The organism is Serratia sp. TSA_130.1 (assembly GCF_052691795.1).
On record NZ_JBQZFS010000010.1, the window covers coordinates 12,733 to 32,887 of the forward strand.

At 59.4% G+C, this 20,155-nt stretch carries 21 protein-coding genes; 11 read left to right on the plus strand and 10 right to left on the minus strand.

Going from position 1 to position 20,155, the window contains the following annotated elements; translation table 11 throughout:
* Positions 1-102 precede the first annotated feature (102 nt).
* The 4 genes from bhsA to ACUTQY_RS23525 all read left to right on the plus strand — a co-directional run bounded on the left by bhsA (position 103) and on the right by ACUTQY_RS23525 (position 2,921).
* Positions 103-363, plus strand: coding sequence for a multiple stress resistance protein BhsA (gene bhsA / locus ACUTQY_RS23510; protein WP_042785456.1), 261 nt, complete (start codon positions 103-105; stop codon positions 361-363).
* Between the two features lie 150 nt (positions 364-513).
* Positions 514-1,263 carry a 3-oxoacyl-ACP reductase family protein gene (locus ACUTQY_RS23515; RefSeq protein ID WP_046687892.1) on the plus strand — a complete coding sequence of 250 codons (750 nt, stop codon included), beginning with the start codon at positions 514-516 and terminating at the stop codon, positions 1,261-1,263.
* 263 nt (positions 1,264-1,526) lie between these two features.
* Positions 1,527-1,739, plus strand: coding sequence for a YdgH/BhsA/McbA family protein (locus ACUTQY_RS23520; protein ID WP_033644427.1), 213 nt, complete (start codon positions 1,527-1,529; stop codon positions 1,737-1,739).
* A 225-nt stretch (positions 1,740-1,964) separates the two neighbouring features.
* Positions 1,965-2,921, plus strand: coding sequence for a cyclase family protein (locus ACUTQY_RS23525; RefSeq protein ID WP_342188187.1), 957 nt, complete (start codon positions 1,965-1,967; stop codon positions 2,919-2,921).
* Between the two features lie 85 nt (positions 2,922-3,006).
* Here ACUTQY_RS23525 and ssb1 read toward each other — a convergent pair whose 3' ends face one another.
* Positions 3,007-3,537, minus strand: coding sequence for a single-stranded DNA-binding protein SSB1 (gene ssb1 / locus ACUTQY_RS23530; protein WP_004936793.1), 531 nt, complete (start codon positions 3,535-3,537; stop codon positions 3,007-3,009).
* 277 nt (positions 3,538-3,814) lie between these two features.
* Here ssb1 and uvrA point away from each other — a divergent pair, with 277 nt between their 5' ends.
* The 3 genes from uvrA to ACUTQY_RS23545 all read left to right on the plus strand — a co-directional run bounded on the left by uvrA (position 3,815) and on the right by ACUTQY_RS23545 (position 8,795).
* Entirely contained in the window at positions 3,815-6,643 is a 2,829-nt protein-coding gene (gene uvrA / locus ACUTQY_RS23535; RefSeq protein WP_033644422.1) for an excinuclease ABC subunit UvrA, read from the plus strand.
* A gap of 328 nt (positions 6,644-6,971) precedes the next feature.
* The gene (locus tag ACUTQY_RS23540) at positions 6,972-7,778 is read left to right on the plus strand and encodes a MipA/OmpV family protein (protein ID WP_033651345.1); all 807 of its coding nucleotides are present in this window, start codon (positions 6,972-6,974) and stop codon (positions 7,776-7,778) included.
* Positions 7,779-7,997: 219 nt separating this feature from the next.
* Positions 7,998-8,795: a M48 family metallopeptidase gene (locus ACUTQY_RS23545; protein ID WP_158524121.1), complete on the plus strand. Its 798-nt coding sequence runs from the start codon at positions 7,998-8,000 to the stop codon at positions 8,793-8,795.
* Positions 8,796-8,808: 13 nt separating this feature from the next.
* On the opposite strand, the gene maa is transcribed toward ACUTQY_RS23545, so the two are convergent.
* From maa to ACUTQY_RS23570, 5 genes are all read right to left on the minus strand, one after another.
* A complete protein-coding gene (gene maa, locus ACUTQY_RS23550; RefSeq protein ID WP_033644419.1) occupies positions 8,809-9,366 on the minus strand; it encodes a maltose O-acetyltransferase in 558 nt (185 codons plus the stop codon).
* 146 nt (positions 9,367-9,512) lie between these two features.
* Entirely contained in the window at positions 9,513-9,866 is a 354-nt protein-coding gene (locus ACUTQY_RS23555) for an MmcQ/YjbR family DNA-binding protein (RefSeq protein ID WP_019453210.1), read from the minus strand.
* A gap of 4 nt (positions 9,867-9,870) precedes the next feature.
* Positions 9,871-10,287: a secondary thiamine-phosphate synthase enzyme YjbQ gene (locus tag ACUTQY_RS23560; protein ID WP_016930264.1), complete on the minus strand. Its 417-nt coding sequence runs from the start codon at positions 10,285-10,287 to the stop codon at positions 9,871-9,873.
* A 125-nt stretch (positions 10,288-10,412) separates the two neighbouring features.
* Complete coding sequence (locus ACUTQY_RS23565; RefSeq protein WP_033644416.1) at positions 10,413-11,606, minus strand: amino acid aminotransferase; 1,194 nt, start codon at positions 11,604-11,606, stop codon at positions 10,413-10,415.
* Positions 11,607-11,685: 79 nt separating this feature from the next.
* The gene (locus ACUTQY_RS23570; RefSeq protein ID WP_025304444.1) at positions 11,686-12,159 is read right to left on the minus strand and encodes an Lrp/AsnC family transcriptional regulator; all 474 of its coding nucleotides are present in this window, start codon (positions 12,157-12,159) and stop codon (positions 11,686-11,688) included.
* A gap of 215 nt (positions 12,160-12,374) precedes the next feature.
* On the opposite strand from ACUTQY_RS23570, the gene ACUTQY_RS23575 reads away from it, so the two are divergent.
* On the plus strand, positions 12,375-13,142 hold the full coding sequence (locus ACUTQY_RS23575) for a transporter substrate-binding domain-containing protein (protein WP_033651220.1): 768 nt from the start codon (positions 12,375-12,377) through the stop codon (positions 13,140-13,142).
* A 44-nt stretch (positions 13,143-13,186) separates the two neighbouring features.
* On the opposite strand, the gene alr is transcribed toward ACUTQY_RS23575, so the two are convergent.
* Entirely contained in the window at positions 13,187-14,266 is a 1,080-nt protein-coding gene (gene alr / locus ACUTQY_RS23580) for an alanine racemase (protein ID WP_046687893.1), read from the minus strand.
* Positions 14,267-14,283: 17 nt separating this feature from the next.
* A complete protein-coding gene (gene dnaB, locus ACUTQY_RS23585) occupies positions 14,284-15,708 on the minus strand; it encodes a replicative DNA helicase (protein WP_025160134.1) in 1,425 nt (474 codons plus the stop codon).
* 167 nt (positions 15,709-15,875) lie between these two features.
* Between dnaB and ACUTQY_RS23590 the strand changes: the two genes are divergently transcribed.
* The gene (locus ACUTQY_RS23590) at positions 15,876-16,859 is read left to right on the plus strand and encodes a quinone oxidoreductase (RefSeq protein WP_033644412.1); all 984 of its coding nucleotides are present in this window, start codon (positions 15,876-15,878) and stop codon (positions 16,857-16,859) included.
* 299 nt (positions 16,860-17,158) lie between these two features.
* Here the strand turns inward: ACUTQY_RS23590 and pspG are convergent, their stop codons facing one another.
* Together pspG and dusA are read right to left on the minus strand one after the other, a co-directional pair.
* Positions 17,159-17,377 (minus strand): envelope stress response protein PspG, encoded by a 219-nt coding sequence (gene pspG, locus ACUTQY_RS23595; protein WP_016930270.1) that lies wholly within the window; start codon positions 17,375-17,377, stop codon positions 17,159-17,161.
* A 157-nt stretch (positions 17,378-17,534) separates the two neighbouring features.
* Positions 17,535-18,545, minus strand: a complete 1,011-nt coding sequence (dusA, locus tag ACUTQY_RS23600) for a tRNA dihydrouridine(20/20a) synthase DusA (RefSeq protein WP_033636201.1) — start codon at positions 18,543-18,545, stop codon at positions 17,535-17,537.
* A gap of 202 nt (positions 18,546-18,747) precedes the next feature.
* On the opposite strand from dusA, the gene ACUTQY_RS23605 reads away from it, so the two are divergent.
* Positions 18,748-19,281: a tetratricopeptide repeat protein gene (locus tag ACUTQY_RS23605; protein ID WP_042785465.1), complete on the plus strand. Its 534-nt coding sequence runs from the start codon at positions 18,748-18,750 to the stop codon at positions 19,279-19,281.
* 18 nt (positions 19,282-19,299) lie between these two features.
* Entirely contained in the window at positions 19,300-19,845 is a 546-nt protein-coding gene (locus ACUTQY_RS23610) for an RNA polymerase sigma factor (RefSeq protein WP_096242635.1), read from the plus strand.
* The last annotated feature ends 310 nt before the right edge of the window (positions 19,846-20,155 follow it).

Sequence of the window (20,155 nt, forward strand, 5' to 3'; positions counted from 1 at the left end):
TACTCAAAACTCTCCGATTTTTTATTCACACCCGGTGCACTAGTATTTAACACATCGAGAGACAACGCGCTCTCACCTAATAAATACTCTGAGGAACACATCATGAAAAACGTCAAAATTTTTGCTACCGCTGCACTGCTGGCTACCGCTTCTTTCGCTACCTTCGCCGCTGACCTGCCAACCAGCCAGCCAGCCGCAGACGCGCAGAAAATCGGCGTAGTCACCGTGAGCGGCGCCGCCAACCTGAGCGCGCTGGAAAGCGAACTGGCCAGCAAAGCCGCCGCGTCGGGCGCCAGTTCCTACCGCATCGTCGCCGCCGGCGGCCAAAACAAACTGTACGGCACCGCAGAAATCTTCAACTGATCGTCGGACAGCCAATCGACGGAAGAAAGAAGCCCCGCAAGGGGCTTTTCTCGTTTCAGGCGGCCAGAGCTCTTTGTGGACAGTGATCGCCATTCATTTCACCCATACTGAATGACAGCGCAATACCCTCACCCACTTTGGAGAAATAGCATGACGACAGCACAACCTCTGCAAGGCAAAGTCGCATTCGTTCAGGGCGGCTCCCGCGGCATCGGCGCCGCCATCGTGAAACGGTTGGCGAACGAAGGCGCCGCCGTCGCCTTTACCTACGCCGCCTCGGCCGATCGCGCCGAAGCGGTGGCGAGCGCCGTGACCGCCGCCGGCGGCAAAGCCCTCGCCATCAAGGCCGACAGCGCCGATGCTGCGGCGCTGCAGCAGGCGGTTCGCCAGGCGGTGAGCCACTTCGGCAACCTGGATATTCTGGTGAACAACGCCGGGGTATTTACGCTGGGCGGCACCGAGGAACTGGCGCTGGACGACCTGGATCGCATGCTGGCGGTCAACGTGCGCAGCGTATTCGTCGCCAGCCAAGAGGCGGCGCGCCACATGAACGACGGCGGCCGTATCATCCACATCGGCAGCACCAACGCCGAGCGCGTGCCGTTCGGCGGCGCGGCGGTGTACGCGATGAGCAAATCGGCGCTGGTCGGCCTGACCAAAGGCATGGCGCGCGATCTCGGCCCGCGCGGCATCACCGTCAACAACGTGCAGCCCGGCCCGGTGGACACCGAAATGAACCCGGACGCCGGCGAGTTCGCCGATCAGCTCAAGCAGCTGATGGCGATCGGCCGCTACGGCAAAGATGAAGAGATCGCCGGTTTTGTCGCCTACCTGGCGGGCCCGCAGGCGGGTTATATCACCGGCGCCAGCCTGAGCATCGACGGCGGCTTCTCGGCGTAACATCCAAGCCCCGCGAGGGGCTTTTTATTGGCTTGCCGCGGTATGCAAGCCTGACGACGTCGATGCACGCTTGTTTCCCCTTCCCACGCTTTACGCCGCCAATCCCGCGTGAAAGACAACAATCGAATCAGTTTATGTACAAAAACGGAATAGTTTATTGACGATTCTGTTATTTATTCACCTCACTGCCCCCTTTATCCTTCGTTCCATCGTGTCGTACCGGACACCCTTATTTTTCGAATCTTCGAACACAGGATAAAGATATGAAAACCATGACCACCGTTATTTCACTCGCTCTGTTTTCCACGCTGTCGTTTAACGCTGCAGCAGAGAGCGTTACCGCAACCGGCAGCACGCTGGATTCCACCGAAGCCCTCATCGCTAAAAAAGCGCAAGAGGCCGGCGCAAGCGGCTACAAAATCACCAGCGCCTATATGGGTAATTTCGTCACCATGAGTGCTGAGCTGAAAAAATAATATCAATGACGCCGCTCGCCCGGCGTTATTTATTTCCGCATAAGGAAGTCATCGTCGGGTGGTTATTCACCACGCCTTGTTATAAGGCATTACGCTAATACACCCCGCGCACCCAAAAATGAGCTTCTTTCTCCACCGGTTATTATTCGGCGGCCTGATGTCGCCATGTCCGGACGGCTCATTTTCATTCACCCTGCAATACGTTGTTATAAGGATGAGTCACTGATGAAATCATTGTATCGCCTCTCCCTCTTGCTGCCTTTGCTTGCCACAGTGCCTGCACACGCCGCAGAGTCCGCCGCTCAGCCGTCAGACTGGTATCCTTCCGTTTACGGTGCAAAAGACGAAATCGGCGCGGCCAACCTGCTCACGCCAAAGGTCGTATTACAGTCCGTGCAGTTGGTAAAACAAGGCAAGACATTGTCATTGGCGGTGCCCGTCGATAAAGATTTCCCGGCGTTCCGCCACCGCAGCTTCCGCTTATATAATATTCAGCCTGGTCAGCAGGACGGTAAAACGCTTGGCCCAAATAAATTCACCTTTAATGATGAATTGGTGAATGCCTGGACCGGTGTCGGCACTCAGTTGAATGGCATTGGCCATATCGGCATCGACAATGTTTATTATAACGGCAATAAGGCGGCGGATTTCGTCACCGTAGATGGCGTGAAAAAATTGGGCGTGGAAAAAGTGCCGCCCATGGTCACACGCGGCGTCGTACTCGATATGACGGCTTATTATCATAAAGACATCGTTCCGGGCGGCACCGAATTTTCCGTTGCGGATATTCAAGCGGTGCTTAAGAAGCAGGGCATTAGCTTAAAGAAAGGCGACGTTGTTTTATTTAATACCGGTTGGCTGGAGCTGATTGGTAAGGACAATAAAAAATTCCTGGAGGTCGAGCCGGGTATTGGCATGGAAGCGGCGAAGTGGTTGGCTGACCAAGGCATCGTGGCCTTTGGCGGTGATACCTGGGCTTCCGAAGTATACCCTAACCCGAAAAATGACGAAGAGTTCCCGGTCAACCAATACCTGCTGGCCAAACGCGGCGTCTATAACCTGGAACTGATCGACAGCCGCCCACTGGTGCGCACGAAAACCTGGGAATTCCTGTTCGTACTGGGGCAACCGCTGTATGTCGGCTCAACCCAGGTCAACATCAACCCGGTAGCAATTTACTGATTGGCGACACCGCCGTAGAAAATCGGCAGTGAGCGCCCACAAAAAACCCCGCCTGAGCGGGGTTTTTTTAGCGCTGTTGCCAGGCTTAGAACGGAATATCGTCGTCGAAATCCATTGGCGGTTCGTTGCTGGTCGCCGGAGCGCTGTTCTGCGCCGGACGAGACTGCTGCTGGCCGCCGCTGAACTGGTTGCCGCCCTGTGGCTGTTGAGGCTGGCCCCAACCGCCCTGGCCGCCGGCAGATTGACCGGCCGGTGCGCCGCCGCCCTGACGGCCGCCCAACATCTGCATGGTGCCGCCGACGTTAACCACGATCTCGGTGGTGTAGCGATCCTGGCCGCTCTGATCCTGCCATTTACGGGTCTGCAGGGAGCCTTCGATATAGACCTGAGAGCCTTTGCGCAGGTATTCGCCCGCCACTTCAGCCAGTTTGCCGAACAGCACAACGCGGTGCCACTCGGTCTTCTCTTTCTGTTCGCCGGTCGCTTTGTCACGCCAGCTTTCGGAGGTCGCCAGGGTAATGTTGGCCACTGCGCCGCCGTTCGGCATGTAACGGACTTCTGGATCCTGACCCAGATTCCCGACCAGAATTACTTTGTTTACGCCTCTGCTGGCCATGAGCACTTCTCCCGATGATTGATTTCTACACAGTATAAACGCGTCAGTTTACCACGCTGAGTACGAAACCACACCCGTGTTGATAAGTGCGAATTGCATTCCAGAATTGTCTTTCCAATCGACCTTATTGCATTCGCATACTGGATATCCATTCAGGTTTTTTTGTGTCATAATTATGCGTTTCGACCTGGCTGTGCCGGTTTTTTGCGAGATCCATCACAAAATCCCCCGCAAAAATCGCGACAGGCGCGGTGTATCATCAAGACGGGAAGTGTAAATGGACAATATCGAAGTTCGTGGTGCTCGAACCCATAATCTGAAAAACATCAACCTGATCATCCCGCGTGACAAACTGATCGTCGTCACCGGCCTGTCCGGTTCCGGCAAGTCTTCGCTGGCTTTCGATACGCTGTATGCCGAAGGGCAGCGGCGCTATGTCGAATCACTCTCCGCCTATGCGCGCCAGTTCCTGTCGCTGATGGAAAAACCGGACGTCGACCATATTGAAGGTCTGTCGCCGGCGATCTCCATCGAGCAAAAATCCACCTCGCACAACCCGCGATCCACGGTCGGCACCATCACCGAGATCCACGACTACCTGCGCCTGCTGTTCGCCCGCGTCGGCGAGCCGCGCTGCCCGGATCACCATGTGCCGCTGGCGGCGCAAACCGTCAGCCAGATGGTGGACAACGTGCTGAGCCAGCCGGAAGGCAAGCGCCTGATGCTGCTGGCGCCGGTGGTGAAAGATCGCAAGGGCGAACACACCAAAACGCTGGAAAACCTGGCCGCCCAAGGCTATATCCGCGCGCGCATCGACGGTGAAGTGTGCGATCTGTCCGATCCGCCGAAGCTGGAGCTGCAGAAAAAACACACCATCGAAGTGGTGGTCGACCGTTTCAAGGTGCGCGACGACATGGCGCAGCGCCTGGCCGAATCGTTCGAAACCGCGCTGGAGCTCTCGGGCGGCACCGCGGTGGTGGCGGACATGGACGACGAAAAAGCGGACGAGCTGCTGTTCTCCGCTAACTTCGCCTGCCCGATCTGCGGCTACAGCATGCGCGAACTGGAACCGCGCCTGTTTTCCTTCAACAACCCGGCCGGCGCCTGCCCGACCTGCGACGGCCTGGGCGTGCAACAGTTCTTCGATCCGGATCGCGTGGTGCAAAACCCCGAGCTGTCGCTGGCCGGCGGCGCGATCCGCGGCTGGGATCGCCGCAACTTCTATTACTTCCAGATGCTGCGCTCGCTGGCGGAGCACTATGAGTTCGACGTCGAAGCGCCGTTCAACACCCTGAGCGCCAACGTGCAGAAGGCGGTGCTGAGCGGCTCCGGCAAAGAGTCGATCGAATTCAAATACATCAACGATCGCGGTGACACCACCGTGCGCCGCCACCCGTTCGAAGGCGTGCTGCACAACATGGAGCGCCGCTATAAAGAGACCGAATCCAGCGCGGTGCGCGAAGAGCTGGCGAAGTTCATCAGCAACCGCCCTTGCGCCTCGTGCCACGGCACCCGCCTGCGTGAAGAGGCGCGCAACGTGTTCGTCGAAGACACCACGCTGCCGGAGATCTCCGATCTGAGCATCGGCCATGCGATGACGTTCTTCCAGAACATGAAGCTCAGCGGCCAGCGCGCCAAGATCGCCGAGAAAGTCCTGAAAGAGATCGGCGATCGCCTGAAGTTCCTGGTGAACGTCGGCCTGAACTACCTGTCGCTGTCCCGTTCGGCGGAAACGCTCTCCGGCGGCGAAGCGCAGCGTATCCGTTTGGCCAGCCAGATCGGCGCCGGTTTGGTGGGCGTGATGTACGTGCTGGATGAGCCGTCGATCGGCCTGCACCAGCGCGACAACGAGCGCCTGCTGGAAACGCTGATCCACCTGCGCAACCTCGGCAACACGGTGATCGTGGTGGAGCATGACGAAGACGCCATCCGCGCCGCCGACCACGTGATCGACATCGGCCCCGGCGCCGGCGTGCACGGCGGCCAGGTGGTGGCGGAAGGCACCGTCGATGACATCATGGCGCAGCCGGAATCGCTGACCGGCCAGTTCCTCAGCGGCAAACGCGAGATCGCCATCCCGGCGCAGCGCGTGCAGGCCGATCCGACCAAGGTGCTGAAGCTGAGCGGCGCGCGCGGCAACAACCTGAAGGACGTGACGCTGACGCTGCCGGTCGGTCTGTTTACCTGCATCACCGGCGTGTCCGGCTCCGGCAAGTCGACGCTGATCAACGATACGCTGTTCCCGATCGCCCAGCGCCAGCTTAACGGCGCTACCATCGCCGAGCCTGCGCCGTTCCGCGAAGTGACCGGCCTGGAACATTTCGACAAGGTGATCGATATCGATCAGAGCCCGATCGGCCGCACGCCGCGCTCCAACCCGGCCACTTACACCGGCATCTTCACCCCGGTGCGCGAGCTGTTCGCCGGCGTGCCGGAGTCGCGCAGCCGCGGCTATACGCCGGGCCGCTTCAGCTTCAACGTCAAGGGCGGGCGCTGTGAAGCCTGCCAGGGCGACGGTGTGATCAAGGTCGAGATGCACTTCCTGCCGGACATCTACGTCCCGTGCGACCAGTGCAAAGGCAAACGCTATAACCGCGAAACGCTGGAAGTGAAGTACAAAGGCAAGAGCATCCACGAAGTGCTGGAGATGACCATCGAAGAAGCGCGCGATTTCTTCGACGCGGTGCCGGCGCTGGCGCGCAAGCTGCAAACCCTGATGGATGTCGGCCTGTCCTACATCCGCCTCGGCCAGTCGGCCACCACGCTCTCCGGCGGTGAGGCGCAGCGCGTCAAGCTGGCGCGCGAGCTGTCGAAACGCGGCACCGGCCAGACGCTGTATATTCTCGACGAGCCGACCACCGGTCTGCACTTCGCCGATATCCAACAGCTGTTGGCGGTGCTGCATCAGCTGCGCGATCAGGGCAATACCATCGTGGTCATCGAGCATAACCTGGACGTGATCAAAACCGCCGACTGGATCGTCGATCTGGGGCCGGAAGGCGGCAGCGGCGGCGGCGAGATCCTGGTCGCCGGCACGCCGGAAACGGTCGCCGAGTGTGAAAAATCGCACACCGCGCGCTTCCTGAAACCGCTGTTGGAAAAATAACGGCGGATGATACGCTCAACGAGGCACCCTATTCCGCCTCGTTGAGCAATCAACCTATCCCTCTGCGAGAAACATTAAATACCCTTCGCTGCATCATTCCTTTAAAAACAGGCGCTTTGAACCCAGCCAATAATAAACTCGCCCCATCATGCCATTTGTTTGGCTTTTGTTTATTCCCCATGCGTTTCACTATTGCGGTGAAATAACGCCAATGGCGCGCCGTCGCCTGTCGATTAATCAATATAAACATGGCGTTTATCAATAAGCTGTCATTTAAACGCGGGCCTGCGGGCCGTTTATTCAATGGGATGATATAAAGGTGTTTAACGTGGATAATAAACTGGGTACCTCTGCCGCCGCCCTGCTCTTTCTTTTTCCCCTCGCCGGTCAGGCGCAGGACGGCGAAGCGTCTTTAACGCTCGCCGGCGGCCTCGCCGTCGCTCCCGCCTATGAAGGCTCGTCTTTTTACAGCATTGAACCGCTGTATCAGGTGAATGCCGGCTATCAAAACGCCAGCTGGGGAGAATTCAGCGCGGGTAGCGAAGGGGCGCGCTGGCAATTCCCCATCGCCGGGCCCGTCGGCATCGCGTTATTGCTCAACTATGACGCCGGCCGTGACGAGGAAATCAAAACCTTGCGCGGGCGCAACACCCGGCTCAAAGGCATGGGCAAACTGGGCGGCGCGCTGGAAGCCGGCGCTGAGCTGAGCTACCAACTCGACCCCTTCCGCGCCTATGTCAAAGGGATGCAGGCGACGCGCAAACGCAGCTACGGCGGGGAAGAACTGGGCCACACCGCCTATGTGGAAAGCGGACTGACCGGGCAATATCCGCTCAGCGAACAGCTGACGCTTATCGGCAATCTCTCCACCACCTGGGCCAACAGCGGCTATCAGCGCGGCTATTTCGGCGTAACGTCGCAGCAGGCGCAGCACAGCGCCTTCAGCGCGTATCGGCCGGGCAGCGGCTTCAAGGACGCGACGCTCACCGCCGCACTCAACTACCAATGGCGACCGAACGTGGCCTTCCAGGCCGGCGTCGGCGTAACGCGCCTGCTGGGCGACGCGGCCGACAGCCCCATCGTTGAGAAAACCACCTCGGGCATGGCCTTCACCAGCGCCAGCTACAGTTTTTGACGTTTTTGCCTAAGTCTGTGCAGGAAGGGATAAACGCCATGATTAAAAAACGAACTACAGTTTAGCTGAGTGTCAGGTAAACGGATGGATAATTAAACATTCATTATTTACCTGACAATGTCAGGCGTGGCTTTCCCTTATTAAGGATATTTTATGTGTCAACATCATGCGACGGAATGTCGTAATTTCACCGCATTTCGCCACCGATGGGAAATGCCCATGATCTGGCTATCGGCGATAATTACCTTGTTCGGTTTTTTATTTGGTATCGCCGCCGTCGTGGTAAATACGGATGGAACTGCACTTGGGTTGGGAGACGACGCCAAGGAAACATTGGATACCCTCAGCCTGCTCGCGTTATTACCGCTGATCCCGATCGCTTTCTATATTTACCGTTTCTATCTCGCCGCACAGGCGAAATCCAACGCCTTGCGCATCGGGCCGGCGCAATTTCCGGAACTGTTCGCGCTGTATCAGGATATCGGCCGTCGGCTGGAACTCAAGACGCTGCCCAAGCTTTATCTGACCAACGGCAACGGCGTGGTCAACGCCTTCGCGCTGGAATGCAACCGCCGCCAGCGCTACGTGGTGATCCATGCTGAAATCGCCATGCTGATGCCCACCGCGCCGGAGATCGTGGAGTTCGTGCTGGCCCATGAATTGGCCCATCACAAGCTGCGGCACGTGTCGCTGTGGCGTCTGGCGATCGGCGTTGTGCCGCAGTCGCTGGTGCTGCCCGGCCTGGCGACCACTCGCGCGCAGGAGTATTCCGCCGATCGCGTGGCGCTCGCGGTGTGCCCGAACTACGCCAACACGGTGCGGCTGCTGGCCGTCGGCCCCTGGATGCAGCACGGCGTGAATCCGCAGGCCTGGCTGGAGCAGTGCGAAGAAGAGAACAAGGAGCTGTTTGTTCGCATCAGCAATCTGCTGTCAGACCATGCGGTGATGGTCAAACGCTTCAAGGCGCTCAAAGACATCGAGATGCACGGCTTCGAGCGCCATGGCAGCATGTTTTAATCCGCCCGAGGGCTTACAGCGTTTTCAGCACGCGCGCCGGGTTGCCGCCCACCACGCAGTTGGCCGGCACGTCTTTGGTCACCACCGCGCCGGAGGCCACGACCGCATTATCGCCGATGGTCACGCCCGGATTGATCACCGCGCGCCCGCCGATCCACACGTTGTTGCCAATCTTGACCGGCTTGCCGAACTCCGCGCCGCCGACGCGGGTCTCGGCGTCCAGCGGATGAGTGGCGGTGTAGATATGCACGCCCGGCGCCAGCAGGCAGTTGTCGCCGATGTGCACCTCGCACACGTCGAGGATCACGCAGTCGAAATTGGCGTAGAAGTTCTTGCCGAGATAGATGTTATAGCCATAGTCGCAGCGGAACGTCGGCTCGATGGCGCCGCCTTGATAGCCGCCCAGCAGCTCGTCCAGCCACTGTTTGCGCAGCTCGCCCTCTTCCGGCGATGAGTGGTTGTAGCGATGCGTTATCTGGCGCGCGCGCCGACGCTCGCTGCGCAGCAGTTCATCGCCGGCGTCGTACAGTTCCCCGGCGATCATCTTGCGCTTTTCTTCGCTCATGGCCATGTCGGCCTCCTTCATCCGCGTTTCTTGAATGCCCAAGCGTAGCCGCTTTAGCCCGGCAATAAAAAGGGAACGTTCCCAATTTAAAACCGCGATCACGGTTTAACGCGAGAAAGCAGGAGAAAACGGGCGGCGCCGCCGCCCGGCAATCAGGCGCGCAGTTCCTGGCGCACGTGTTCGGGCAGGCCTTCCACCACCAGCTGATAGGAGCTGTCGATCAACGTATAAAACTGCGAGTTCGGCAGGTTGCCGTCGAGAAATACCGTATTCCAGTGCGCCTTGTTCAGGCCGTCGCAGGCGACGATCTCAGGGTGGTGTTCGCGCAGGCTTTCCGCCAGCTCCGGGCTGGACTTGACCGCCAGCGCCGGCCGCCCTTCCACTTCGCACACCATGGCGAACATCACGTCGCCCACCTTGATCTGGCTGGCCTGCCACTGGTTCTGGTCGCTTTGCTCCGCGCCCGGCTTCGCCATGCAGTACTCCAGCAATGCGCTGTTATTCATTGGGTTATTCCCCCTGTAATGTGGCCACAATACGGCGTGCTCCGCCGTGGATGCGGTGCTCCCCCAGCCAGATGCCCTGCCATGTGCCCAACATCAGCCGCCCGTGCCTGACGGGCAGCGTCAAGGAAGCGCCCAGCAGCGAGGATTTGATGTGCGCCGGCATGTCGTCCGGCCCTTCGTAGTCATGTTGATAGGGGGCGTTTTCCGGCACCTGACGCAGAAAATGCTGCTCCATATCGGCTCGCACCGTGGGATCGCAGTTCTCGTTGAGCGTCAGCGAGGCCGAGGTATGCTGCAGCAACAGATGCAGCAGGCCGGTTTGCAGGCGGTGTAAGTGGGTTAACTGGTTGGTGATCTCGTCGGTAACCAGATGAAAGCCACGCGCTTTTGCGCTGAGGATTAGCGTTTGCTGATGCCACATGAGTGAGCGCCCCTCAATCAGTATATTCTCTCTCCGGTTTGCGGCAACTTCGGCGGCGCGCCGGCAATAAAAAAGGAGCGATATCGCTATCGCTCCCGATGAACGTCCATTCAGACTAACAGGCGTTACTGCACCGCAGCAAACGCCTCGGCTACCTGACGCACGTTGTCGTGGTTCAGGCCGGCCACGCACATGCGGCCGCTGTGGATCAGGTAGACGCCGAACTCTTCGCGCAGGCGATCGACCTGCGCCGCGCTGAAGCCGGTGTAGCTGAACATGCCGCGCTGCGCCAGCAGGTAATCGAAGTTGCGCTGCGGCAGCGCGCTCTTCAGGGTGTCCACCAACGCGTGGCGCATTTCGAGAATGCGGGTGCGCATGCTTTCCACTTCATTGAGCCACTGAGTTTTCAGCTCAGCGTCGTTCAGCACTTTAGCTACCAGCTGCGCGCCGAAGTTCGGCGGGCTCGAGTAGTTGCGGCGCACGGTCGCCTTCAGCTGGCCCAGCACGCGCCCGGCCGCTTCTTCGCTTTCACACACCACCGACAGGCCGCCGACGCGCTCGCCGTACAGCGAGAAGATCTTCGAGAACGAGTTGCTCACCAGGCACGGCAAGCCGGCCGCCGCAATGGCGCGAATGGCGTAGACGTCCTGCTCCATACCGCCGCCGAAGCCCTGATAGGCGATGTCGAGGAACGGAATGATCTCACGATCGGCGATCACCTTGATCACTTCGTCCCACTGGGCGGGGGTCAGGTCTGAGCCGGTCGGGTTGTGACAGCACGGATGCAGCAGCGCGATGCTGTGCTTCGGCAGCTGTTTCAGCGCAGCCAGCATGGCGTCGAACTTCACGCCCAGGCTTTCGCCGTCAAAATACGGATAGGTATTCACCTTGAAACCGGCGCCGCTGAAGATGGCGACGTGGTTTTCCCAGGTGGGATCGCTGACCCACACCTGCGAATTCGGGAAGTAGCTTTTCAGGAAGTCGGCGCCCACTTTCAGCGCGCCGGAACCGCCGACGGTCTGAATGGTGGCGATGCGCCCCTGCTGCAGCATCGGGTGCTGCTCGCCGAACAGCAAATGCTGGATGGCGGTGCGGTAGGATTGCAGCCCTTCCATCGGCAGGTATACCGAGGCGCCGTGCTCGACGCTGTTCAACTGCGCTTGCGCCGCGGCGACCGCACGCATCTGCGGAATAACGCCCTGCGCATCGTAGTACAGGCCAATGCTCAGGTTCACCTTGTGCGCGCGCGGGTCTTGTTTGAATTTTTCCATCAGCGACAGAATGGGATCGCCGGCATAGGCGTCAACGTTCTGGAACACGTTTTTTTCTCCTGGTTTATTTATTGTGGTTTGGGCACAGCGTTACGTTCCTAATATAGACGGAAAAGCGTATTCGGTTTCAGCTTTCTCGCGTCACCGGCAACAAACCGTTTTCCTTGATGCGATTGAGCACCACCGCCGTTTTGATATGCGCCACGCTTTTGTGCGGCGACAGCGTCTGGCTGATGAACTCGCTCAGCGCCGGCAGGTCCGCCACCGCCACTTTCAGCAGGTAATCGGCGTCGCCGGTGGTCTTGTAAGCGTCCAGGATCGCGTCCACGTCCTCCAGCATCTGATGAAAGCTGTCGATCTGCTCCTGAGCGTGCGTGATCAGGCTGACTTCAATCAGCCCCACCAGCCCCAGGCCGACCGCCTCCGGCGCCAGCCGCGCGTGGTAGCCGCGGATCAGCTGCGCCTGCTCCAGGCTGATGCGCCGCCGTGAACACTGGGAAGCGGAAAGCCCCACCAGTTCGCTCAGCTCCTGATTGGTCAAACGGCCGTTGGCCTGTAACAGCGTCAGGATTTTCATATCAAAATCGTCAATGTTGTACATAGCCACCTGTAAACTGTGTTAATAAATGTTGACGTTACAGCCTACCAGTTTTTTTACCGTTGCCGACGTCACACCCTGGCGCTTAAATCGCGTACAGCAGCAACGCCCGGCGTTTTCGCCGGTAAGCGGCATAAAAAACGGCTAACTCATGCAGGCAAACGACAATTAACGGCGAAGTAACGCATAAAACCACGAATGTATAAAAAGGACGCCAGATGAAAAAGTTACTCCCTCTCGCGCTGCTGCTCGCCGCCGGCAGCGCCGGCGCGCAATCCCACCTGGACAAAGTGCTGCAGCAAAAGACCCTGGAGGTCTGCACCACCGGCGACTACAAGCCCTACACCTTCCTCAAGGAAGATGGCAGCTATGAAGGCATCGATATCGACATGGCGGAATCGCTGGCGAAGAGCCTCGGTGCCAAGGTGAAGTGGGTGAAAACCAGCTGGAAAACCCTGACGCCGGACTTCGCCTCCGGCAAGTGCGACATCGCCATGGGCGGCATCTCCGTCACGCTGGAGCGACAAAAACAGGTGTTCTTCGCCGACAAGCTGGATACCGACGGCAAAATTCCGCTGGTGCGCTGCACCGACGTGAAGAAATACCGCACGATAGAACAGATCAACAAACCGTCGGTGCGTCTGCTGGAACCGGCGGGCGGCACCAACGAAGCCTTCGTGCACGCCTATCTGCCAAAAGCCAAGCTGACGCTGACGCACGACAACATGAGCATTTTCCAGCAGTTGGTGGATCGCAAGGCGGACGTGATGATCACCGACGCCTCCGAGGCGCTGTACCAGCAGAAGCGCTATCCGAAGCTGTGCGCGGTGAATCCGACCAAACCGATGCAGTACGGCGAAAAGGCTTATATGCTGCCGCGCGACGATCTGAGCTGGAAACTGTATGTGGATCAGTGGCTGCACCTGGCCAAGGCGACCGGCGAGTATCAGAAGGTTATCGACAAGTGGTTGGCGGTAAAGAAGTAACCCGCTGAGAAACGGGGCCGACGCGCGTCGGCCCCTGCGGCGTATCAGTCGCCGATGTATTCCATCGCCACGCGCTGCGTGAGCTTGGTGATCAGTTCATAAGCGCTGATGCCGGTACAGGCGGCGATGCGCTCGACCGGCAACGCCGGCCCCCACAGCACCGCTTCATCCCCCACCTTATCGGCGGCGTCCAGCCCGAGATCGACCGAAATCATGTCCATCGACACCCGGCCGACGATCGGCACTTCGCGGCCGTTGATCAGGATCGGCGTGCCGGTCGGCGCGCTGCGCGGGTAGCCGTCGCCGTACCCCATCGCCACCACGCCAAGGCGAGTATCGCGCGGGCTGATCCAGGTGCCGCCATAGCCCACCGCTTCACCAGCCTTGTGCTCGCGCACCGCGATCAGGCTGGATTTCAGCGTCATCGCCGGCTGCAGACCATGCTCGGCGCCGCTGCCGTTATCCAGCGGCGACACGCCGTACAGAATGATGCCGGGGCGCACCCACTCGTTGTGGGCGTCCGGCCACAGCAGCGTGCCGCCGGAGGCGGCGACCGAGCGATGGCCCGGTTTGCCGCGCGCGAACTGCTCGAAGCAGGCGATCTGTTTCAGGGTGGCGTCGGACTCCGGCTCGTCGGCGCGGCTGAAGTGGCTCATGATATTGACCGGCTGCGCCACGTTGCGGCAGGCGCACAGACGCTGATAAAACGCCTCCGCCTGTTCGGGACGCACCCCCAGCCGATGCATGCCGGTATCGAGCTTCATCCACACCGGCACCGGGCGCGCCAGCTCGGCCTGTTCCAGCGCCTCGAGCTGTTCGATGCTGTGCACCGCGGTTTCGATGTTGTTCGCCACCAGCACCGGCAGGTCTTCGGCGCTGAAGAAGCCTTCCAGCAGCAGGATCGGCTTGACAATGCCGCCGGAGCGCAGCATCAGCGCCTCGCCGATGCGCGCTACGCCGTAGCAGTCGGCGTCTTGCAGGGTGTGTGCTGTTTCCAGCAGGCCATGTCCATAAGCGTTTGCTTTCACAACGGCAATCAGGCGGCTTTGCGGCGCCTGGCGGCGCACCTGTTGCAGATTATGTCGCAGAGCGCGGCGGTCGATTACAGCGGTTGCCGCTTTCATTTCAGTTCCTTAGCTGATTATTCGTCATCGTATTGTGGCCCCGCGTAGTTATCGAAACGCGACCACTGGCCGTTAAAGGTAAGGCGCACGGTGCCGATTGGGCCGTTACGCTGCTTACCGATAATAATTTCCGCGATCCCTTTCAGATCGCTGTTCTCGTGATACACCTCATCACGATAGATGAACATAATCAGGTCGGCGTCCTGCTCGATGGAGCCGGATTCACGCAGGTCGGAGTTGACCGGGCGTTTGTCGGCGCGCTGCTCCAGGCTTCGGTTCAGCTGCGACAGCGCCACCACCGGCACCTGCAGCTCTTTCGCCAGCGCCTTCAGCGAGCGCGAAATCTCGGCGATCTCCAGCGTACGGTTGTCGGACAAGGCCGGCACGCGCATCAGCTGCAGGTAGTCGATCATGATCAGGCTAAGCCCGTCGTGCTCACGGAAAATGCGCCGCGCGCGCGAGCGCACCTCGGTCGGCGTCAGGCCGGAGGAGTCGTCGATGTACATGTTGCGCTTCTCCAGCAGGATGCCCATGGTGCTGGAAATGCGCGCCCAGTCCTCGTCGTCGAGCTGGCCGGTACGGATGCGCGTCTGATCCACGCGCGACAGTGACGCCAGCATACGCATCATGATCTGCTCGCCGGGCATCTCCAGGCTGAAGATCAGCACCGGTTTCTCCTGGGTCATCGCGGCGTTTTCGCACAGGTTCATGGCGAAGGTGGTTTTCCCCATCGATGGACGGGCGGCGACGATGATCAGATCGGACTTTTGCATGCCCGCGGTTTTCTTGTTGAGGTCCTGATAGCCGGTATCGACCCCGGTCACGCCGTCATGCGGCTGCTGATACAGCTGTTCGATGCGCGAGACGGTGTCTTCCAGGATGCGTTCGATGCCCTTCGGGCCCTCGTCTTTGCTGGCGCGGTTCTCGGCGATTTGGAATACGCGGGATTCCGCCAGATCGAGCAGGTCTTCGCTGCTGCGCCCCTGCGGATCGTAGCCGGCGTCGGCGATTTCGTTAGCCACCGAGATCATTTCGCGCACCACCGCGCGCTCGCGTACGATGTCGGCGTAGGCGCCGATGTTGGCGGCGCTCGGGGTGTTTTTCGACAGCTCGGCCAGGTAGGCGAAGCCCCCCACCGAGTCCAGTTCGCCCTTCTGTTCGAGCGATTCGGACAGGGTGATGAGGTCGATAGGCTTGCTCATCTCCAGCAGACGCTGCATCTCGGTAAAGATCAGGCGATGCGGGCGGCTGAAGAAGTCGTTGGCGACCACGCGTTCCGCCACGTTGTCCCAACGCTCGTTATCCAGCATCAAACCGCCCAACACCGACTGCTCGGCCTCCAGCGAGTGCGGCGGCATCTTCAGCCCTTCCATCTGACGATCTCTGGAACGCTCTCTGGTTTCGTCCGCGTTTGTTTTGTTGGTTGGTTTTTTTCCTGCCATGAAACGTAGTCTTTATCCGGTTGCGAATGAAGGATCCTGACGCGAGAGTATACGTGATTTTTGCGTCATAACCGATGCAAAAAAGGTATTGACCCCCGCACGGGCGAACTGGATCTCCGATAATAAAAAGAATAGGGTGAAATCAGACACTCCAACGAGGTAACCCTATGGCCAAGCGCATTCAATTCTCCGCCGTCGGCGGACCGGAAGTCTTGCAATACGTTGATTTTACACCGCTCGATCCGGCTGCCGGTGAAGTGCAGATCGAGAACAAGGCGATCGGCATCAACTACATCGACACCTATGTGCGCAGCGGGCTGTACGCGCCGGCCAGCCTGCCGAGCGGCCTCGGCACCGAAGCGGCCGGCGTGGTGGTCAAGGTCGGCGCCGGGGTCAGCGCGATCAAACCGGGCGACCGGGTGGTGTATGCGCAGTCGTCGCTCGGCGCCTACAGCGAGATCCACAACGTGCCGGAAGAGAAAGTGGCGCTGCTGCCGCACAACCTGAGCTTTGAGCAAGGCGCCGCTTCTTTCCTGAAAGGGCTGACGGTGCACTATCTGCTGCGCCAGACCCACGAAGTGCAGCCGGGTGAAGTATTTTTGTTCCATGCAGCCGCCGGCGGCGTCGGGCTGATCGCCTGTCAGTGGGCCAAAGCGCTGGGCGCGCGCCTGATCGGCAGCGTCGGCTCCGACGAGAAGGCGGCGCTGGCGAAGCAGGCCGGCGCCTGGGCCACCATCAACTACCATAAAGAGGATATCGCCCAGCGGGTGGCCGAGCTGACGCACGGCGAGAAGGTCGGCGTGGTGTACGATTCGGTGGGGCAAAGCACCTGGCAGGCCTCGCTCAACAGCCTGAAGCGGCGCGGCCTGATGGTCAGCTTCGGCAACGCGTCCGGCCCGGTGACCGGCGTCGATCTGGCGCTGCTGAATCAGAAGGGCTCGCTGTACGTCACCCGCCCTTCCCTCAACGGCTACATCACCAACCGCGCCGAGCTGCAGTACGCCAGCAACGAGCTGTTCTCGCTGATCGGCAGCGGCGCCATTCGGGTGGAGGTGAGAGACGAGCAGAAATTCGCGCTGGCCGACGCCCAGCGTGCGCACCAGGTGCTGGAAAGCCGCAGCACCAGCGGTTCCAGCCTGCTGATCCCCTGATCGCGGCCAAAGAAAAGGGCTCCTTGCGGAGCCCTTTCTGTTACTGCGTTTTGTAGGGGTAGAGCAGAGTCCGCCAGAGACAGGGGTTGCTTTAGCAACACGAATTTTAGGTGTCTCTCACGGTGATGAAATCGGTCGCATCACTGCATCGACCCACATCCTAACAGCCCCGTCCGGCAAAAAACACGCTTTATGTGCCACATCGCCGGGGAAAACTGCCAAGCTGTGATCGCTGCCGCATTCGCGGTGCGGGAAATTGTGCAAGTTTCAGTGTGACTGTCTGATTATTCAGCAAAAAATCAGTAACGCCGGATCTGGGGTTTCTGCATTGAACGGTAAATCCATACCCCAACCACCGCCAAAATCAGCCACGGCAGCAGCTTAATGACCACTGCGAACAGCCCGCCCAACAGCATGAATGCCGCCGCCGCCAACAGCGCTGCGAAGATCCCCAGCAGCGAGATGCCGGTCACCATCAGCATCACCACAAAACCAATGAGAAAGAAGATTTCCAACATGATTGCTCCTTTGCAATACAACGTATCTGCAGAGTGGATTACAAGAAGCGTGCCAGAACGGCGGATGGGCTAACCTATTGAAAACCGAAGGCAGGCATCCGGTAACGCACCGAACGCCTGGTGAAAAACACTAACTATTGGTCAAATTTTTTGTGGATTACGCCATTTCGACGCGCGGCTGACGCACCAGCGCCAGCGCCTGCTCCACCACCCGCGCATCGGCGCCCGGCTTGTGGGCGTTCTCGCTCAGATGGCGACGCCACTGGCGCGCGCCCGGCACGCCCTGGAACAGACCGAGAATATGGCGAGTAATGTGGCCAAGATAGGTGCCGTTAGACAGCTCGCGCTCGATATACGGATACAGCGCTTCGACGATCGCCACGCTGTCCGGCACCGCGGTCTGCGCGCCGAACAGTTCGCTGTCGACCCGCGCCAGGATACCCGGATTCTGATACGCCTCGCGCCCCATCATCACGCCGTCCAAGTGCTGCAGGTGCTGCCGCGCCTCTTCCAGCGTTTTCACCCCGCCGTTAATGGCGATGGTCAACGCCGGGAAATCCCGCTTCAACTGATAGACGCGCGGATAGTCCAGCGGCGGCACTTCGCGGTTTTCTTTCGGGCTGAGGCCGGAGAGCCAGGCCTTGCGCGCGTGGATGGTGAACATGTCGCACTCGCCGCGCCCGGCGACGGTCTCGATAAAGTCACACAGGAAGGCGTAGCTGTCCTGATCGTCGATGCCGATGCGGGTCTTCACCGTCACCGGGATCGACACCACGTCGCGCATCGCCTTGATGCAGTCGGCGACCAGCGTCGCCTGCCCCATCAAACAGGCACCGAACATGCCGTTTTGCACGCGATCGGACGGGCAGCCGACGTTGAGGTTAATCTCGTCGTAACCGCGCTGCTCCGCCAGTTTGGCGCAGTGCGCCAACGCGGCCGGATCGCTGCCGCCCAGCTGCAGCGCCACCGGATGCTCTTCTTCGCTGTAGGCCAGATAGTCGCCCTTGCCGTGGATGATAGCGCCGGTAGTCACCATCTCGGTGTACAGCAGCGTTTCCTTGGTCAGCAGGCGGTGGAAGTAACGGCAATGACGATCGGTCCAGTCGAGCATCGGCGCGATGGAGAAACGATTGGCGGCGTAGGTTGGGGCGTGGTTGTCTTTCGTCATGCTGAGTTACTGGCTACCTGAGTCTGTCTGGGTTCAACGAACGGCGCGCGGCCGCAAACGGCTATTATAACGACAATCGGCGCCGTTGGGAAAACCCGCTTGCCGCCGGCAAAAATAAGCGGAGACAAGGCGAATAAACCCGCTCGTTCAGGTGTTATCTCATTACGGGCGCGCACGGCGCCTCTGCCTTGAGGACATAACCATGAACAGCTTCATTAAACGCCTGCTGGCATCGGCCATTGCCGGCTGCCTGCTGTTGTCCGGCGCGGCGCTGGCGATGGGCGGCGACGGCAGCGGCCAAACCCCGCCAACCTGTCCGAAAGGCCAGGTCTACGACAGCAAAACTCAGACCTGCATGGTAGATAAAAGCGGCAAGGTCGACGACGCCGACCGCACTAACTACGCCTATGCACTGGCGAAAAGCGGCCGTTATCAGGAAGCGCTCGATATGCTCAATACGTTGAAAAATCCCAACACCGCCGTTGCGCTGAACTATCGTGGCTACGCCACGCGCAAGCTTGGCCGCACCGATGAAGGGATCGGCTATTATTTAAAATCAGTAGCCCTCGATCCGAAATACCCCAAAGTGCGCGAGTACCTGGGGGAAGCCTATATGCTGAAAGGCCGGCCCGATCTGGCTCGCCAACAGCTGCAGGTGATCCAGTCGCTGTGCGGCACCGGGTGCGAGGAGTACCGCGATTTGGCGGCGGCCATCGACCGCCACCCGGAATCTTGATCCGACGCGCCTGCGGAGGTGACTATCAGCGGCGATGCGATACGCGATGAACTCGGCCACTATCTCTCCCGCCTGTGGCGCTATGCGCTGGTGCTCTCGCACCGGCGGGATGTCGCCGACGATCTGGTGCAGGCTACCTGCCTGCGTGCGCTGGAGCGCGCCGCGCAATTCACCCCCGGTTCACACCTGGATCGCTGGCTGTTTTCCATCTTGCACTCTATTTGGCTCAATGAAATTCGCGCCCAACATCTTCGCCAGGGGCAAGGCTGCATGGCGGCGGAAGAGCTGGGCGATGCGGACAACGGCGAACAGCCGGTCTGGCTCCATGAAGTGATGCGGCGCGTCAGCCGGCTGCCGACGGCCCAGCGCAACGCGCTGTTTCTGGTGTATGTCGAAGGGCTGTCTTACCGGGAAGCCGCAAAAGTGCTGGCGGTGCCGATCGGCACCGTCATGAGCCGTTTGGCGACCGCACGTCTGGCATTGGCCGATGACCGCCCGTTGGCAAACGCCGGCCCGCACCGCAAAGAGCGCCATCCCGCCCCCTTGCCTCCTGCTCGTCGATAACGCCCTATTCCAACGAGCGGATAACCCGGCATGGCTGCCCCAGAGGGGGTTATTGAGCTTTGCCCAAATAAACTAGAGGTAGCAACGCTTTAGAATCGATTACCTTTTACCATTGTAAATACTCTGATACTATGTTTTTATTAACGTCATAAGGAAATATAAGGATGTTCCTAAAAAAAGGAAAATCGTGGAAACCGCATATTTATTCTCTTATGATATCTGCTATTTACCAACATAAAATATATGATTACTGAAAAAGTAAAAATAAGGAAATTACAATAATCATGTTTAAAATAAAGATATCAATACT

Excerpts from the sequence above, each read along its gene's own strand:
- bhsA (WP_042785456.1), top strand. The coding sequence starts at position 103 with ATGAAAAACGTCAAAATTTTTGCTACCGCTGCACTGCTGGCTACCGCT.
- ACUTQY_RS23515 (WP_046687892.1), top strand. The coding sequence starts at position 514 with ATGACGACAGCACAACCTCTGCAAGGCAAAGTCGCATTCGTTCAGGGC.
- ACUTQY_RS23520 (WP_033644427.1), top strand. The coding sequence starts at position 1,527 with ATGAAAACCATGACCACCGTTATTTCACTCGCTCTGTTTTCCACGCTG.
- ACUTQY_RS23525 (WP_342188187.1), top strand. The coding sequence starts at position 1,965 with ATGAAATCATTGTATCGCCTCTCCCTCTTGCTGCCTTTGCTTGCCACA.
- ssb1 (WP_004936793.1), bottom strand. The coding sequence starts at position 3,537 with ATGGCCAGCAGAGGCGTAAACAAAGTAATTCTGGTCGGGAATCTGGGT.
- uvrA (WP_033644422.1), top strand. The coding sequence starts at position 3,815 with ATGGACAATATCGAAGTTCGTGGTGCTCGAACCCATAATCTGAAAAAC.
- ACUTQY_RS23545 (WP_158524121.1), top strand. The coding sequence starts at position 7,998 with ATGATCTGGCTATCGGCGATAATTACCTTGTTCGGTTTTTTATTTGGT.
- maa (WP_033644419.1), bottom strand. The coding sequence starts at position 9,366 with ATGGCCATGAGCGAAGAAAAGCGCAAGATGATCGCCGGGGAACTGTAC.
- ACUTQY_RS23555 (WP_019453210.1), bottom strand. The coding sequence starts at position 9,866 with ATGAATAACAGCGCATTGCTGGAGTACTGCATGGCGAAGCCGGGCGCG.
- ACUTQY_RS23560 (WP_016930264.1), bottom strand. The coding sequence starts at position 10,287 with ATGTGGCATCAGCAAACGCTAATCCTCAGCGCAAAAGCGCGTGGCTTT.
- ACUTQY_RS23570 (WP_025304444.1), bottom strand. The coding sequence starts at position 12,159 with ATGTACAACATTGACGATTTTGATATGAAAATCCTGACGCTGTTACAG.
- ACUTQY_RS23575 (WP_033651220.1), top strand. The coding sequence starts at position 12,375 with ATGAAAAAGTTACTCCCTCTCGCGCTGCTGCTCGCCGCCGGCAGCGCC.
- alr (WP_046687893.1), bottom strand. The coding sequence starts at position 14,266 with ATGAAAGCGGCAACCGCTGTAATCGACCGCCGCGCTCTGCGACATAAT.
- dnaB (WP_025160134.1), bottom strand. The coding sequence starts at position 15,708 with ATGGCAGGAAAAAAACCAACCAACAAAACAAACGCGGACGAAACCAGA.
- ACUTQY_RS23590 (WP_033644412.1), top strand. The coding sequence starts at position 15,876 with ATGGCCAAGCGCATTCAATTCTCCGCCGTCGGCGGACCGGAAGTCTTG.
- pspG (WP_016930270.1), bottom strand. The coding sequence starts at position 17,377 with ATGTTGGAAATCTTCTTTCTCATTGGTTTTGTGGTGATGCTGATGGTG.
- dusA (WP_033636201.1), bottom strand. The coding sequence starts at position 18,545 with ATGACGAAAGACAACCACGCCCCAACCTACGCCGCCAATCGTTTCTCC.
- ACUTQY_RS23605 (WP_042785465.1), top strand. The coding sequence starts at position 18,748 with ATGAACAGCTTCATTAAACGCCTGCTGGCATCGGCCATTGCCGGCTGC.